A 14851-nucleotide genomic window follows, 5' to 3' on the forward strand; every position below is an offset into this window, starting at 1 on the left:
TCTCCTTCTGCGGGACTGCTGACTCGGTGGACGGTGCGGGGCGGCATCAGCCGCCGGGGTTCTCCATCCGGCCGGACACCACGCTCTCCGCGATCGCCGCCGTCTCGGCGTCGGTGAGCCGGTGGGTGCCCTCGGCGGTAGCGGTCATCACGACCGGGTAGATCCGCCGGGTCAGGTCGGGGCCGCCGGTGGCGGTGTCGTCGTCCGCCGCGTCGTAGAGCGCCTCGACCGCCAGCCGCGTCGCGTCCTCGACCGACAGGCCGGCCCGGAACCGCTTCTTCAGCGCGGACTTGGCGAACAGCGAACCGGAGCCGATGGCGTCGTAACCGGTCTCCTCGTACGGGCCACCGGTCACGTCGAAGCTGAAGATCCGCCCGGCCCGCGCCGGGTCGCTCGCGGCCAGGTCGAAGCCGGCGAACAGCGGGATCACCGCGAGGCCCTGCATGGCCGCGCCCAGGTTGCCCCGGATCATCGACGCCAGCCGGTTGGCCTTGCCGTCGAGCGAGAGCATCGCGCCCTCGATCTTCTCGTAGTGCTCCAGCTCCACCTGGAACAGTCGCATCAGCTCGATGCCGATGCCGGCCGTGCCCGCGATACCGACGAGCGAGTACGCGTCGGCCGGGTGCACCTTCTCGATGTCGCGCTGGGCGATCAGGTTGCCCATCGTGGCGCGCCGGTCGCCGGCCATGACCACACCACCGGCGGCCGAGATGGCCACGATGGTGGTCGCGTGCGGCGCCATGTCGGCGGCCATGCCGGGCGGCAGCGGCCGACGGCCGGGCAGCATCTCGGGGGCCACCTTGCTCAGGAACGCTGTGAAGGAGGACGTCCCCGCGTTGGTGAACACATCTGGAAGACGCCCGGATGGATCAAAACCCGCTGCCACGTGGTTCCTCTCAGGTACGTGATCGCCCTGGCCGGTCCCACGGGACTGTCCCGGGACCGACCAAGACCACCGTTGCAGTTGAAGCAGACTATCCCGCGCACCCGTCCGGCGCGATCATCGTGGTGCCGGTGGCTGACGGCCCGCCCTTCACCCTGACGGATGAAACGGACATATGCCCTACTGGCCGCCTTTTTGGACGTAGCCCCTCACGAACTCCTCGGCGTTCTCCTCCAGGACGGAGTCGATCTCGTCGAGCAGGTCGTCGACGTCCTCGGTGATCTCGGCGTGCCGCTCGGCCACCTCGGGGTTGGCCTGCGCGGTGACCTCCTCGACCTCCTCGCGGGACTTGCCGGACTGGGTCTGCCCACCCTCTTGCGTCGCCATGGTGGTGCCTCCTCCACGATCGCCTGCGATCAACTTACCTCGCGGGAGCGACGAAAGGCCCGTCGCGTGCCCGTTTCCGGCACCCGGCGGGCCTTCCGGCATCGTGGTCACCCGCCGGTGAGCGTCTCCAGCAGATCCTTGGCGCTCTCACAACGGTCGAACAGCTCACCGACGTGCGCGCGGGTACCCCGCTCGGGCTCCATCATCGGCACCCGGACCAGCGACTCCCGGCCCACGTCGAAGATGACCGAGTCCCAGCTCGCAGCGACCACCTCGGAGGCGTACCGGTCCAGGCAGCGGCCCCGGAAGTAGGCCCGGGTGTCCTCCGGCGGCTCGGTCATCGCGGTGCGCGTCTGCTCGTCGGTGAGCAGCGTCTTCATCGAGCCGCGCTGCACCAGGCGGTGGTAGAGGCCCTTCTCCGGCCGCACGTCGGAGTACTGCAGGTCGACCAGTTGCAGCTTGTGCGAGCCCCAGGCGAGCTTCTCCCGCTCCCGGTAGCCCTCCAGCAGCCGCAGCTTGGCCACCCAGTCCAGCTCGTCGGCGCACTCGAAGGCGTCCCGGCCGAGCCGGTCCAGCACGCTCTCCCAGCGGCGCAGCACGTCGGCGGTCTGCGCGTCCACGTCCTTGCCGTAGCGGTCGTCCACGAAGGAGGTCACCCGCTCCAGGTACGCCCACTGCACGTCCAGCGCGGTGAGCTTGCGGCCGTCGCGCATCCGCATCAGGTGCTTGAGCGACGGGTCGTGGCTGACCGCGCGCAGCTCGGCCACCGGGTCGGCGATGCCCAGATCCGCGCCGAGCGCCTTCTCCTCGATCATGGCGAGGATCAGCGAGGTGGTGCCGACCTTGAGGAACGTGGAGATCTCGGAGAGGTTGGCGTCGCCGATGATGACGTGCAGCCGGCGGTACTTGTCGGCGTCGGCGTGCGGCTCGTCCCGGGTGTTGATGATGGGCCGCTTGAGCGTCGTCTCCAGTCCCACCTCGACCTCGAAGAAGTCGGCCCGCTGGGAGATCTGGAAACCGGCCTGGCCGCCGTCCTGGCCGATGCCGACCCGCCCGGCGCCGCAGACGATCTGCCGGGTGACGAAGAACGGCGTCAGGTACGCCACGATGTCGGCGAACGGCGTCTGCCTGCGCATCAGGTAGTTCTCGTGCGCGCCGTAGCTGGCGCCCTTGTTGTCGGTGTTGTTCTTGTACAGGTGGATCGGGTGGGTGCCCGGGATGGTCGCGGCGCGGCGGGCCGCCTCGGCCATCACCCGCTCCCCCGCCTTGTCCCACCGCACCACGTCGAGGGGGTTCGTCACCTCGGGTGTGGAGTACTCCGGGTGCGCGTGGTCGACGTAGAGGCGGGCGCCGTTGGTGAGTATGACGTTGGCGAGCCCGAGGTCCTCGTCGGCGAGCGCCTCGGCCGGGTCGTACGCGGCGCCGGAGTAGGTGAAGCCGCGGGCGTCGCGCAGTGGCGACTCCTCCTCGTAGTCCCAGCGGGCCCGGCCGCCCCGGTTGAGTTCCGGCCGCGCCCCGTAGGCGTTGACCACCTGGGAGGAGGTGACCATCGGGTTGGCTCCGGCCTGACCGGGCACGGAGATGCCGTACTCGACCTCGGTGCCCATGATCCGTCTAACGCTCATCGACCTGCCCGCTCCGCTCGCCGTCCCGGTCCCCGTCACGTCGAGCGTAGTCGGCGTGACGCGCGCAGGGGGCGTGGCGGCAGCGCCGGGTCCGGTGTGGCGGCCTCCCCGGGTACGCGCGAAGGCCCGTGGCGCGTGCGCCACGGGCCTTCGTCGAGGGGGTCGGACTACAGGTACTGGCCGGTGTTGCTGGCGGTCTCGATGGACCGTCCGGCCTCGGTGCCCTTGCCACCGGAGACGAGCGTGCGGATGTAGACGATCCGCTCGCCCTTCTTGCCGGAGATGCGCGCCCAGTCGTCCGGGTTTGTGGTGTTGGGCAGATCCTCGTTCTCGCGGAACTCGTCGACGCAGGCGTCGAGCAGGTGCTGCAGCCGCAGACCCTTGCGGCCGGAGGTGAGGAACTCCTTGATGGCCATCTTCTTGCCCCGGTCGACGATGTTCTGGATCATCGCGCCGGAGTTGAAGTCCTTGAAGTAGAGGACTTCCTTGTCGCCGTTGGCGTAGGTGACCTCGAGGAAACGGTTCTCCTCGGTCTCGGAGTACATCCGCAGGACCACCGCGTCGATCATCGCCGCGACGGTGGCCTGGGCGTCGCCGCCGTGTTCGGCCAGGTCGTCGGCGTGCAGCGGCAGGCCGGCGAGGATGTACTTGGAGAAGATGTCCTTCGCCGCCTCGGCGTCCGGCCGCTCGATCTTGATCTTCACGTCGAGCCGGCCGGGGCGCAGGATCGCCGGGTCGATCATGTCTTCCCGGTTGGAGGCGCCGATGACGATGACGTTCTCCAGGCCCTCGACACCGTCGATCTCGCTGAGCAGCTGCGGGACGATGGTGTTCTCCACGTCGGAGGAGACGCCGGAGCCGCGGGTGCGGAACACGGAGTCCATCTCGTCGAAGAACACGATCACCGGAGTGCCCTCGCCGGCCTTCTCCCGCGCCCGCTGGAAGATCAGCCGGATGTGCCGCTCGGTCTCGCCGACGTACTTGTTGAGCAGCTCGGGGCCCTTGATGTTGAGGAAGAAGCTGGTGTGCCGCTCCTTGCCCTCCCGCTCGGCGATCTTCTTGGCCAGCGAGTTCGCCACCGCCTTGGCGATGAGCGTCTTGCCGCAGCCGGGCGGGCCGTAGAGCAGGATGCCCTTCGGCGGCCGGAGCTGGTGCTCGCGGAACAGGTCGGAGTGCAGGAAGGGCAGTTCCACAGCGTCGCGGATCTGCTCGATCTGCGCCTGGAGGCCACCGATGTCCTCGTAGTTGACGTCGGGCACCTCCTCCAGGACCAGTTCCTCGACCTCGCTCTTCGGGATCCGCTCGTACGCGTACGCCGAGCGGGGCTCGATCATGAGCGAGTCGCCGGCCCGGATCGCGCTGCCGATCAGGGTCTCGGCGAGGTGCACGATGCGCTCCTCGTCGGAGTGCGACACCACGAGCGCGCGGTCACCCGGAGCGCCCTCGGGGCCCGCCAGGATCTCCTTGAGCATCACCACCTCGCCGACCCGCTCGTAGCCGAACGCGTCGACGATGTTGAGCGCGTCGTTGAGCAGGACCTCCTGGCCACGGCGTAGCTCGTCGACCTCCAGCGAGGGCGAGACGGCCACCCGGAGCTTGCGCCCGCCGGTGAACACGTCCACCGTGCCGTCGTCGTGCTTGGCCAGGAAGACGCCGTAGCCACTCGGCGGCTGGGCGAGACGGTCGATCTCCTCCTTGAGCGTCACGATCTGCGCGCGAGCCTCCTTGAGGGTGCTCACGAGCCGTTCGTTGTTCTCGGTCAGCCGCGCCAACTGTGCCTGGGTGGCCGCCAGCCGCTCTTCGAGCTGCCGGACGTGTCGGGGGCTTTCGGTCAACTTGCGCCGCACCAGAGCGAGTTCCTCTTGCAGGAACGCGACCTGCGTGGAGAGATCGTGGGCTTCCTTTTCCCACCGTGCGGCGCGCGAGTCCGCGTCGTCGCTGCGTGCCACGTCCCACCTCCCCGGGGGGCTTGAACGTTCTGACCTAACACTAGCCGCTATGAGCCCGATTCGGTCCACAGCAACGCGCTCGTCACCGAAGCTTGATCGCGAAGGGCTGGTCGCGGGGCGGGTACGGGCGTTCGGGTACCGTCGGAGTGTGGGACGGGAGAACATGGGGGGTGCTTCGTGACCGACGTCGCGACCGACCAGTTGCAGGTCTGGGTGGATCAGGACCTCTGCACCGGTGACGGGCTCTGCGTGCAGTACGCGCCGGAGGTCTTCGAGTTCGACGTCGACGGCCTGGCGTACGTCAAGGGCCCGGACGGCGAGCTGCGGCAGGCCCCGGGCGCCCGGGTGGACGTGCCGGAGCACCTGCGCCTCGAGGTGATCGACTCGGCGAAGGAGTGCCCGGGCGAGTGCATCCACGTGGTGCGCGGCAGCGACGGCGTGGAGGTGGCCGGCCCGGAGGCCGACGACTGACCGTGGACGGACACGACGGGCCGGGGACGACACGTCCCCGGCCCGTCGTGCGTCCGCCTCAGAGCAGGGGCCGGCCGACGACCGAGGCGACCAGCCGGGCGAACTCCTCCAACCGGGCGATCTGCCCGGCCCCGCCGTCGTCGAGCGTCTTGCCGAAGCGCAGCGCGTCGTGCCGGGGCGCGCCGATCGCCTCGTCGCTGGGCGGCGCCTCGTCCAGCGAGCTGAGCAGCAGGTACACGTCGATGCTGTCGACCCGTACGCTGCCGTTGTCGGCGCGCATGAGCCGCCGCCGGCAGCCGACCTCGGTGACGGTGGACAGCGGCACCACCCGCAGCGAGGAGGTCATCGCGCCGGGCGGCCCCTCCCCCGGCGGCACGTCCTCGCCGTGCCAGAGCACCAGCCGGCTGCCGTCGCAGACGACGACCTCCTGCCACACCCCGTTCACCTCGTTGACGAAGCGTTCCAGCGTGAAGCCGAGCACGGAGGCGCCGCGCAGCACGCCGTCGAGCGCCTCCAGCGCGATGTCCGGATCCCGCAGGTACGCCCGCGCGGCCGACTCCAGGTCGGTGTAGGGCGACCAGTCCGGGAAGACGGCCGGCAGGTCGCCGTTGCCGTAGCCGGGATTGCTCACGCCGCCTCCCGCCGGCCCGCGCCGCCGTACTGCCATCGGTTCCGGTCACCGGCACGGGCGCGCCGCCCGACGCGCGCCCCGATCCGCTCGCTCATGCCACCGTCTCCACCCGCTCAGGTGTCGTCCCCACCGGCACACATGATCCGCCCGTGCGCGCGCGCCCGCGCGGCGGGGGTCAGGACTCCTGCGGATCCTCCGCCGCGCGGGCCGCGGCGGCCGCGCGCAGGGCGTCGCGGCGCTGCGCGTACGCCTCGGCGCCCTTGCTGGGCTTGCGGCGGCGCGGCGGCGCGGTGACCCCGGGGGCGAGCTTGCGCGCGGACACCAGGAACGCGGTGTGGGCGATCATCCGGTGGTCCGGGCGGACGGCGAGCCCCTCGGCGTGCCAGTCGCGCACGAGCGACTCCCAGGCGCGCGGCTCGGTCCAGCCGCCGCGCTCGCGCAGCGCCTCGACCAGCTCGGACAGCTGCGGGGTGGTGGCCACGTAGCCGATCAGCACGCCGCCGGGCACGAGCGCCCGCTCGACCATGTCGAGCATCTCCCACGGGGTGAGCATGTCCAGGATGATCCGGTCGAATCCGGTCTCGGCGCAGTCGGCGACGTCGCCGACGTGCAGGTTCCAGGCCGGGTGCGGGCCGTTGAAGAACGCCTCGACGTTGCGGCGGGCGATCTGGGCGAAGTCGTCGCGTACCTCGAACGAGTGCAGCTCGCCCTCGGTGCCGACGGCCCGCAGCAGCGAGCAGGACAGCGCGCCGGATCCGGCGCCGGCCTCCAGCACCTTGGCGCCGGGGAAGACGTCGCCCATCGCGACGATCTGTGCCGAGTCCTTCGGGTAGATCACCTGGGCGCCGCGCGGCATGGACAGCACGTAGTCCGACAGCAGCGGCCGCAGCGCCAGGAACGCGGTGCCGCCGCCGGCGGTGGTGACCACGCTGCCGTCGGGCAGGCCGATCAGGGTGTCGTGCTTGAGGATCCCGCGGTGGGTGTGGAACTCCTTGCCGGGCTCCAGCGTCACGGTGTGCATCCGGCCCTTCGGGTCGGTCAGCTGGACCCGGTCGCCGGGCCGGAACGGCCCACGGTGCACCGGGGGCAACGCCGGGACGGTGGAGATCTCTGCGGTCACGTGTTCGTCTTCCGTTCGGGTTCCAGGAGCTGGGCGAGATCCGCGATGTGCAGCACGCCGACCACATCTTCGCCTGCCGTCACGACGTACTGCGCGCCCGGGTGGGTGCGCACCGTCTCCAGCACCCGCTCGCCGTCGGCCCCGAGCGGCAGGGCCGGCACGGCGGCCAGGTCGCGGGCCACCTCGTCCACCGCGACCCACGGCCTCCGTTCCGGGGGTACGCGGGCGGCGCGCGCCGGGTCGACCAGGGCGACGGTACGGCCGGCCGAGTCGGCCACGCCGAGCGCCGCGTCGGGGGTGCCCGCCTCGTCGCGGCGGCGCTGCGCCTCGGCCAGCGGGGTGCCGGCGGGCACCGGCAGCACCGGGCGGGCCAGCCGGGCCAGGTCGACCAGGTGCAGCCGGCGGCCGATGCGGGCCATCCGGATCGACTGGCCGGCGCCGCGCCACAGCGTCAGCGCGACGAGCAGCAGCAGCGGCAGGGCCAGCGGGGCCAGCGCCCGGCGCATGGTGAGCACGACGACCAGCGCCAGCGTGCCCAGCGCGACGGCCCGGCCCACCCAGCCGGCCACCTCGGTGCCGCGGTGCCGGTCGCGGGTGAGCGCCCACACGGCGGCGCGCAGCGCCCGGCCGCCGTCCAGCGGCAGCCCGGGCAGGCTGTTGAAGATCGCCACCACGACGTTGCTGACCGCGAGCTGGAAGGCGAGCTGGTGGCCGAGCGTGCCGGCGGGCAGGGCGAGGGTGGCGGCGACCGCGCCGGCGCCGAGAACCGCGGAGACGGCCGGCCCGGCCAGGGAGATCAGTAGCTCGACCCGGGGGCTGGGGGCGTCGCGGTCCATCTCGGTGTACCCGCCGAGCAGTTCCAGCGTGATCCCCCGCACACCGATTCCGTACCGGCGAGCGGTCAGCGCGTGCCCCAGCTCGTGCAGCAGCACGGAGCCGAGCAGCGAGATCACGAACCCGAGGCCGACCAGGTAGCCGCCGAGCGGGCCGAGGTCGAGCTGGCGGCGGGCCAGCGCCGCGTACAGCACGGTGACCACGACCGTGAGCAGCAGCATCGAGGCGTCGACGCGCAGCGGCACCCCGAGCACCCGGCCGAGGCTGAGGCCCGGCCGGCGGGGTCCTCGGCTCCGCTGCTGCACCGGCCCGATGCTACGTGAGCGCGGGAAGCGGGCCGCCGCGGTCGCGCGGTTCCGATCATGCTTCGGTGCGGCGACGGGGGCCCTGTCACACGCGTGCCCTAACCTTCCGGGCATGACGGCGGAACCGATGATCGACAGTCCCGGCGACCAGACGGCGGCAGCGGCGCCGGCCACGGTGCGGGCCTCGTTGTCGCCGTCGCGGGCGGCCGACTTCAAGACCTGTCCGCTGCTCTACCGGTTCCGCAGCATCGACCGGCTGCCCGAGCGGCCGACCGTCGAGCAGGCCCGGGGCACGCTCGTGCACGCCGTGCTGGAGCGGCTGTTCGACCTGCCCGCCGCCGCGCGCACCCCGGAGTCGGCCGGTGACCTGGTCGCCCCGCAGTGGGACCGGCTGCTCACCGAGGAGCCGGAGCTGGCCACGCTGTTCGCCGACGGCGACGCCGTCGGGCCGCAGGAGTTCCTCCGGTCGGCGACGGCGCTGCTGGACGGCTACTTCGCGGTGGAGGATCCGCGCCGGCTGGAGCCGGCCGAGCGCGAGGCGCTGATCTCCGCGGTGGTGGACGACGAGTTGCTCATCCGGGGTTACCTCGACCGGCTCGACGTCGCGCCGGACGGCGCGCTGCGGGTGGTCGACTACAAGACCGGCGGGGCGCCGCGCGAGGCGTTCGAGGCACGGGCGCTGTTCCAGCTCAAGTTCTACGCCCTGGTGCTGTGGCGTACCCGGGGTGTGGTGCCGCGGGTGCTGCGCCTGCTCTACCTCAAGGACGCCGAGGTCTGCGACTACGCGCCGGACGCCGACGAGCTGGTGCGCTTCGAGCGCACCGTGGTGGCGCTGTGGCGGGCGATCGAGCAGGCCACCGCCCGGCAGGACTTCCGTCCCCGGCCGAGCCGCCTGTGCGACTGGTGCAACCACCAGGCGCTGTGCCCGAGCTACGGCGGTACGCCGCCGCCGTTCCCGGTGGCCGCCGCCGCGCCCGATCCGCTCGTGGACGCCCGCTCCCGCCCCGCGGCCCCCGGCGCCGACGAGTGACCTCCGTTCCCGCCGGAGGATGCCCGGGCTGACGCCGGGCCGGGCGGCACCGGATCGGCAGGCGCTCCCGTGCAGGGCCAGCACGCACAGCCGCCCGCGATCCCGCTGGCAAACCACCCCCGTGTCGACGGGAGCGGGACGCGCCACCTCGGGGAGGTGGCGGGGTCGACGGGGGTGGGATGCAGCCACCTCGGCGAAATGGAGTCGATCGAGCGTGTGGGGCGTGCACCACCGGCCGGGACGGGTTCGCCGAGCCGGCGCGCCGCGCTCCCCGAGCCGGGCGAGTCCCGTGGCAGGTCACCGCGGGGCGAATCGGATGCCGGTCACCCTCGGACGAATGCGGCGCCGGGTCACCGTGGTGCCCCGCGATCCCGTGTTGGCCGGGCGCGCAGAGCCCGGCCAACCCGCGGGATCGGGCGGCCTGATCGGCGGCCGGGCGGCCGTCGCCCTCTACGGTGGTTCGCGGCGGCCCGGTTCCACGCCGGACGGATCGCGGGCGCGTGCCGGTGCCCGGGTCCCGGCCGGACCACCCGCCCGGACGACGAGGGGGACGCATGACCGAGGGCGCCGTGTCCCGGCCGGTGCGGGTTCTGCTCGCCGACGACCAGCCGCTGCTGCGTACCGGATTCCGGATGGTGCTCGGCGCGGAGGACGACCTGGACGTGGTGGGTGAGGCCGGCGACGGCGCGGAGGCGGTGGACCTGTCCCGGCGGCTGCTGCCCGACGTGGTGCTGATGGACGTCCGGATGCCGCGCCTGGACGGGGTGGCCGCGACCCGGGCGATCGTGTCGGCCCGGCTGCCGGTACGGGTGCTCGTGCTCACCACGTTCGAGCAGGACGAACACGTCGTCGGGTCACTGCGGGCCGGGGCGAGCGGCTTCCTCACCAAGGACGTGCCGGCCGAGGACCTCGTCGCCGCGATCCGCACGGTGGCCGCCGGGGGCGCGGTGATGTCCCCGCGCGTCCTGCGCCGGCTGCTGGACCGCTTCGCCCAGGTGCTGCCGGACCCGGCCGCCGCGCCGGCGCGGGCGCTGGCGCCGCTGACCGACCGGGAGCGCGAGGTGCTCACCCACATGGCGCGCGGACTGTCCAACGCGGAGATCGCCCGGGTGCTGTCGGTCAGCGAGACGACTGTGAAAACCCATGTCGGCCATGTGCTGACGAAGCTACGGTTGCGCGACCGGGTCCAGGCGGTCGTGCTCGCGTACGAGACGGGACTGATCCGTCCCGGCGGCTGAGGTGGCACGGCTCACCTACCGTGACCAGCGGTGGGGCCGATGTGTTGACCATCACGCCGGGTGAGGCCCTAACGTCGGCGCCGCCGACCGGTCAGGGGTCACCCTGAGCCCGGATGGGGGGCGACCCTCAGCGGAAGATCGGCGCGGATTCCACCCCAGGTCGGAGGGTTTTCGGCCTCACGGCCCCGAGGATGGATTCCGCCGCACCGGCCAGCGGGGGCGGTGCGGCATGAGAACGACCATATGGAAGAGGTAGATGACGTGACCGCGACGGTAGGCCGAGAGCAGGCCGCGGCCCGGGCGAACGATGTGTGGAAGGTGTACGGCAGCGGCGAGGCGCAGGTCGCCGCGCTGCGGGGCGTGACGGCCGAGTTCGAACGCGGCCGGTTCACCGCGATCATGGGGCCGTCGGGCTCCGGGAAGTCCACACTGATGCACTGCCTCGCCGGTCTGGACACGGTGACGAAGGGCACCGTGATGATCGGCGACACGACGGTGACCGGTCTCAACGACGCGGGTCTGACGAAGCTGCGCCGGGACAAGGTGGGCTTCATCTTCCAGCAGTTCAACCTGCTGCCCACGCTCACCGCGCAGGAGAACATCCTGCTCCCCCTGTCGATCGCCGGGCGCAAGCCCGACCCGGCCTGGTACGACACGGTGATCGACACGGTCGGCCTGCGGGAGCGGCTCGGGCACCGCCCGGCGCAGCTCTCCGGCGGCCAGCAGCAGCGCGTGGCGTGCGCCCGCGCGCTCGTCGCCCGCCCCGAGGTGATCTTCGCGGACGAGCCGACCGGCAACCTGGACTCCCGTTCCGGCGCCGAGGTGCTGAAGTTCCTGCGCAACTCGGTCCGCGAGCACGGTCAGACCATCGTGATGGTCACGCACGACCCGACCGCCGCCGCGTACGCCGACCGGGTGGTCTTCCTCGCCGACGGGCAGATCGTCTCGGAGCTGATCGAGCCGACCGCGGAGACGGTGCTGGACACGATGAAGAAGCTGGACGCCCCGGTCGAGGTGGGCAACTGATGCTGCGGGCAACGCTCAAGAGCCTGCTGGCGCGCAAGCTGCGCCTGCTGCTGTCCGGCCTGGCCGTGGTGCTCGGCGTCATGTTCGTCTCCGGCGCGTTCGTGCTCACCGACACGCTCGGGCGGTCCTTCGACGCGGTCTTCGCCGACGCGTACGCCGAGGTCGACGTCAGCGTCGAGGCGAAGCCGAAGATCGACGTCTCCACCGCGGAGGGCATGCCGCTGAGCACCCCGATGCCGGCGTCGGTGCTCGACCGGATCAAGGCGGTGCCCGGCGTCGCCGACGCCAAGGGCGTGGTGGCCGCCGACGGCGCCCGCATGATCGGCAGCAACGGCAAGGTGGTCACCTCGTTCGGTCCGCCGCAACTGGGCCAGAACTGGCTCGGCGAGAGCGACCTGGTGGAGATCCGCGAGGGCCGCGCGCCGCAGGCCGACGACGAGATCGTGATCAACGCCGCGCTGGCCGAGGCGGGCAAGGTCAAGGTCGGCGACCGGGTCGGCGTGCTGACGCTCGCCCCGAAGAAGGAGTTCACGCTCGTCGGCGTGTTCGGCTACAGCGGTGGCCGGGACTCGATCGGTGGCGCCAACGAGGTCTACTTCACCACCCCGGTGGCGCAGCAGCTGATGCTGGGCGAGCCGGACGTGTTCAGCAACGTCAGCGTCCAGGCCGCCGACGGCACCACGCCGGCCGCGCTGCGCGACGAGGTGGCCCGCACGCTGGGCACCGACTACCAGGTCAAGACCGGCGAGCAGCTCGCCGCCGACGCGTCGGCCGGCCTCAAGGAGGGGCTGTCGTTCTTCAACAAGATCCTCCTCGGGTTCGCCGCGGTGGCGCTGCTGGTCGGCACGTTCCTGATCCTCAACACGTTCTCGATCATCGTGGCCCAGCGCACCCGTGAGCTGGCCCTGATGCGCGCGATCGGGGCCAGCGGCAAGCAGGTCATCGGCTCGGTGGTGCTGGAGGCGCTCGCTGTCGGCCTGATCGCCTCGGTGCTGGGGCTCGCCGCCGGCATCGGCGTGGGCGCGCTGCTGGCGTACCTGTTCGGTCAGCTCGCCGGGGGTCTGACCCTGGCCGGGCTGGGCGTGCCGGCCTCGGCGGTGATCGGCGCGTTCGCGGTCGGCATGCTGATCACGGTGATCGCCGCGCTGCTGCCGGCGCTGCGTGCCTCGCGCATCCCGCCGATCGCCGCGATGCAGGACGTCGCCACGCCGGACCGGCCGCTGACGAAGGTCACGATCGGCGGCGCCGTGGTGACCGGCATCGGCGCGGTGCTGCTGTTCCTCGGTCTCGGCGGGCACGCCGGCGACAGCACCCTGGCGACCATCCTCGGCGGCGTGCTGTTCGCGTTCATCGGCGTGGCGCTGCTGACGCCGATCATCAGCCGGCCGGTGGTCGCGCTGCTCGGCGCGATGTTCTCCTGGTCGGTGCCAGGCAAGCTGGGCCGGCTCAACTCCGGCCGCAACCCGCGCCGGACCGCGATCACGGCCGCCGCGCTGATGGTGGGCATCGCCCTGGTCACCGGCGTGACGGTGATCCTGGACTCGGCCAAGGGCAGCATCGGCGCGCTGGCCGAGGACACCATCAAGGCGGAACTGGTGATCTCCGGGTCCACGTCCGGGCCGCGTCCGGCGAGCTTCGACCCGGCGGTGCTGGAGAAGGCCGCCGCGATCCCGGGTGTGCGGATGGTCGACGGCGAGTACGGCGACATGGCAGTGGTCGGCGGCGAGCGGACCTGGGTGGCCGTGTCGAGCAACGTGGCGGCGCTCCAGCAGATCTTCGGGGCGAAGGCCGCCGCCGGTGACATCAGCAAGCTGGCACCGGACCAGATGCTGGTCAGCTCGGACACCGCGAAGGCACGCAACCTCAGCGTCGGTTCGACGGTGCCGGTGCAGCTGTCCCGCGGCGACGCCCGCACGTACACGGTCAGCGGCATCTACTCCAGCTCGCAGCTGACCAACCCGGTGACGCTGCCGCCACAGGCCGCCGCGGACTTCGCCATCCCGCAGCCGATCCAGGGTTTCCTGCAGCTCGCCCCCGGCACGTCGGTGGACGCGGTGCAGCCGCAGATCGAGCGGCTGCTGGCGGACAGCCCCGAGGTGTCGGTGGCCGACCGGGCCGGGTTCATCGAGCAGCAGACCGGTCAGCTGGACTCCCTGCTCCAGATGATCCAGATCCTGCTGGCGCTGGCCATCGTGATCGCGGTGCTGGGCATCATCAACACGCTCGCGCTGTCGGTGCTGGAACGGACCCGCGAGCTGGGTCTGCTGCGGGCGATCGGCCTGCGCCGCGCCCAGACCATGCGCATGATCACGGTCGAGGCGGTGGTGATCTCCATCTTCGGCGCGCTGCTCGGCGTGGTGGTCGGCACGGGTCTCGGCGCGGCGGTGGTCGAGGCGCTCAAGGACGAGGGCATCACCGACCTGGTCCTGCCGTGGGGTCAGATGGTGACGTTCCTGATCCTGGCCGCGATCATCGGTGTGGTCGCCGCGGTGCTGCCGGCGATCCGGGCCGCGCGGATCAACGTCCTGGGCGCCATCGCCCACGACTGACGTGAAAGGAAGGGCCCCTTCTTAACGCCTCGTGCATAAGAAGGGGCCCTTCCTAACGGTTGAGCAGGGCCGCGAGCAGCTCCAGGTCCGCCCCGAGCAGGCTCTCCAGCTGGTGCACGCCGTCGGCGGGCGCCAGCGGCACCTCGGCCGGTACGGCCAGCACCGCCGCACCGGCGGCGAGCGCGCTGGCCACCCCGGTCGGTGAGTCCTCGATCGCCACGCACCGCTCGACCGGCACGCCCAGCAGACGCGCGGCGGTCAGGTACGGCTCCGGGTGCGGCTTCGCCGCGTCCACCTCGTCGCCGCAGACCACCGCGTCGAAACTGTCCCGGCCTAGCGTGTCCAGGGCCACCTCGACCAGGGACCGGCCGCTGGAGGTGACCAGCGCGGTGGGGATGCCGGCGTCGCGTACCGCCCGCAGCAGCGCCAGCGCGCCGGGGCGCCATCGCAGCCCGGTGCGGAACAGATCCAGGATCCGGGCGCTGATCCAGTCGGCGCTCTCCTGCACGTCCCGCTCCGGCTGGCCCAGGTCGTCGTGCACGATCCGCATCGCGTCGGCCATCCCGGTGCCGACGATCGCGCGGCGGGCGTCCTCGGACAGGACACCGCCGTACACGGCGGCCAGTTCCTGCAACGCGACGTCCCACAGTTTCTCGCTGTCGACCAGGGTGCCGTCCATGTCGAAGAGCACGGCGGCGGGGTGCTTGCTGCTCAGCGGGGGCCTCCTTCGGTACGCGTACCCCGCCGATCCTGCCAGCCGCGTCCGGTGCGCCAGCCACCGTCCCCGATCTCCGGTGACCCGC

General features: G+C 72.0%; 14 protein-coding genes. 5 read left to right on the forward strand and 9 right to left on the reverse strand.

The window, feature by feature from the left end; translation table 11 throughout:
• Positions 1-46: 46 nt before the first annotated feature.
• The 5 genes from prcB to arc form a co-directional block, all read right to left on the reverse strand.
• Complete coding sequence (gene prcB, locus ACPCK6_RS17430) at positions 47-886, reverse strand: proteasome subunit beta (RefSeq protein WP_181726645.1); 840 nt, start codon at positions 884-886, stop codon at positions 47-49.
• The gene (locus ACPCK6_RS17435) at positions 805-987 is read right to left on the reverse strand and encodes an endonuclease domain-containing protein (RefSeq protein WP_396883265.1); all 183 of its coding nucleotides are present in this window, start codon (positions 985-987) and stop codon (positions 805-807) included. The genes prcB and ACPCK6_RS17435 overlap by 82 nt, the downstream gene beginning before the upstream one ends.
• A gap of 76 nt (positions 988-1063) precedes the next feature.
• A complete protein-coding gene (locus tag ACPCK6_RS17440; protein WP_135239959.1) occupies positions 1064-1270 on the reverse strand; it encodes a ubiquitin-like protein Pup in 207 nt (68 codons plus the stop codon).
• A gap of 107 nt (positions 1271-1377) precedes the next feature.
• Complete coding sequence (gene dop, locus ACPCK6_RS17445) at positions 1378-2895, reverse strand: depupylase/deamidase Dop (RefSeq protein ID WP_348651252.1); 1518 nt, start codon at positions 2893-2895, stop codon at positions 1378-1380.
• Between the two features lie 167 nt (positions 2896-3062).
• Positions 3063-4844, reverse strand: a complete 1782-nt coding sequence (gene arc, locus ACPCK6_RS17450; RefSeq protein WP_396883263.1) for a proteasome ATPase — start codon at positions 4842-4844, stop codon at positions 3063-3065.
• A 177-nt stretch (positions 4845-5021) separates the two neighbouring features.
• Between arc and ACPCK6_RS17455 the strand changes: the two genes are divergently transcribed.
• On the forward strand, positions 5022-5315 hold the full coding sequence (locus ACPCK6_RS17455) for a ferredoxin (protein WP_043324386.1): 294 nt from the start codon (positions 5022-5024) through the stop codon (positions 5313-5315).
• A gap of 58 nt (positions 5316-5373) precedes the next feature.
• On the opposite strand, the gene ACPCK6_RS17460 is transcribed toward ACPCK6_RS17455, so the two are convergent.
• From ACPCK6_RS17460 to ACPCK6_RS17470, 3 genes are all read right to left on the reverse strand, one after another.
• The gene (locus ACPCK6_RS17460) at positions 5374-5946 is read right to left on the reverse strand and encodes a hypothetical protein (protein ID WP_396883262.1); all 573 of its coding nucleotides are present in this window, start codon (positions 5944-5946) and stop codon (positions 5374-5376) included.
• A 175-nt stretch (positions 5947-6121) separates the two neighbouring features.
• Positions 6122-7066, reverse strand: a complete 945-nt coding sequence (locus ACPCK6_RS17465) for a tRNA (adenine-N1)-methyltransferase (protein WP_423481637.1) — start codon at positions 7064-7066, stop codon at positions 6122-6124.
• Entirely contained in the window at positions 7063-8121 is a 1059-nt protein-coding gene (locus ACPCK6_RS17470) for a M50 family metallopeptidase (RefSeq protein ID WP_396883310.1), read from the reverse strand. Before ACPCK6_RS17470 ends, ACPCK6_RS17465 begins: the two co-directional genes overlap by 4 nt.
• Positions 8122-8317: 196 nt before the next feature.
• On the opposite strand from ACPCK6_RS17470, the gene ACPCK6_RS17475 reads away from it, so the two are divergent.
• The 4 genes from ACPCK6_RS17475 to ACPCK6_RS17490 all read left to right on the forward strand — a co-directional run bounded on the left by ACPCK6_RS17475 (position 8318) and on the right by ACPCK6_RS17490 (position 14048).
• A complete protein-coding gene (locus tag ACPCK6_RS17475) occupies positions 8318-9235 on the forward strand; it encodes a RecB family exonuclease (RefSeq protein WP_423481638.1) in 918 nt (305 codons plus the stop codon).
• A 554-nt stretch (positions 9236-9789) separates the two neighbouring features.
• Positions 9790-10473, forward strand: coding sequence for a response regulator (locus tag ACPCK6_RS17480; protein ID WP_423481639.1), 684 nt, complete (start codon positions 9790-9792; stop codon positions 10471-10473).
• A 261-nt stretch (positions 10474-10734) separates the two neighbouring features.
• Positions 10735-11499 (forward strand): ABC transporter ATP-binding protein, encoded by a 765-nt coding sequence (locus ACPCK6_RS17485; RefSeq protein WP_396883260.1) that lies wholly within the window; start codon positions 10735-10737, stop codon positions 11497-11499.
• On the forward strand, positions 11499-14048 hold the full coding sequence (locus ACPCK6_RS17490; RefSeq protein WP_423481640.1) for an ABC transporter permease: 2550 nt from the start codon (positions 11499-11501) through the stop codon (positions 14046-14048). Before ACPCK6_RS17485 ends, ACPCK6_RS17490 begins: the two co-directional genes overlap by 1 nt.
• 52 nt (positions 14049-14100) lie before the next feature.
• On the opposite strand, the gene ACPCK6_RS17495 is transcribed toward ACPCK6_RS17490, so the two are convergent.
• On the reverse strand, positions 14101-14739 hold the full coding sequence (locus ACPCK6_RS17495; RefSeq protein WP_396883257.1) for an HAD family hydrolase: 639 nt from the start codon (positions 14737-14739) through the stop codon (positions 14101-14103).
• Positions 14740-14851: the final 112 nt, after the last annotated feature.

Source organism: Micromonospora sp. AB353, assembly GCF_049538395.1.
Taxonomy (GTDB): domain Bacteria; phylum Actinomycetota; class Actinomycetes; order Mycobacteriales; family Micromonosporaceae; genus Micromonospora; species Micromonospora aurantiaca.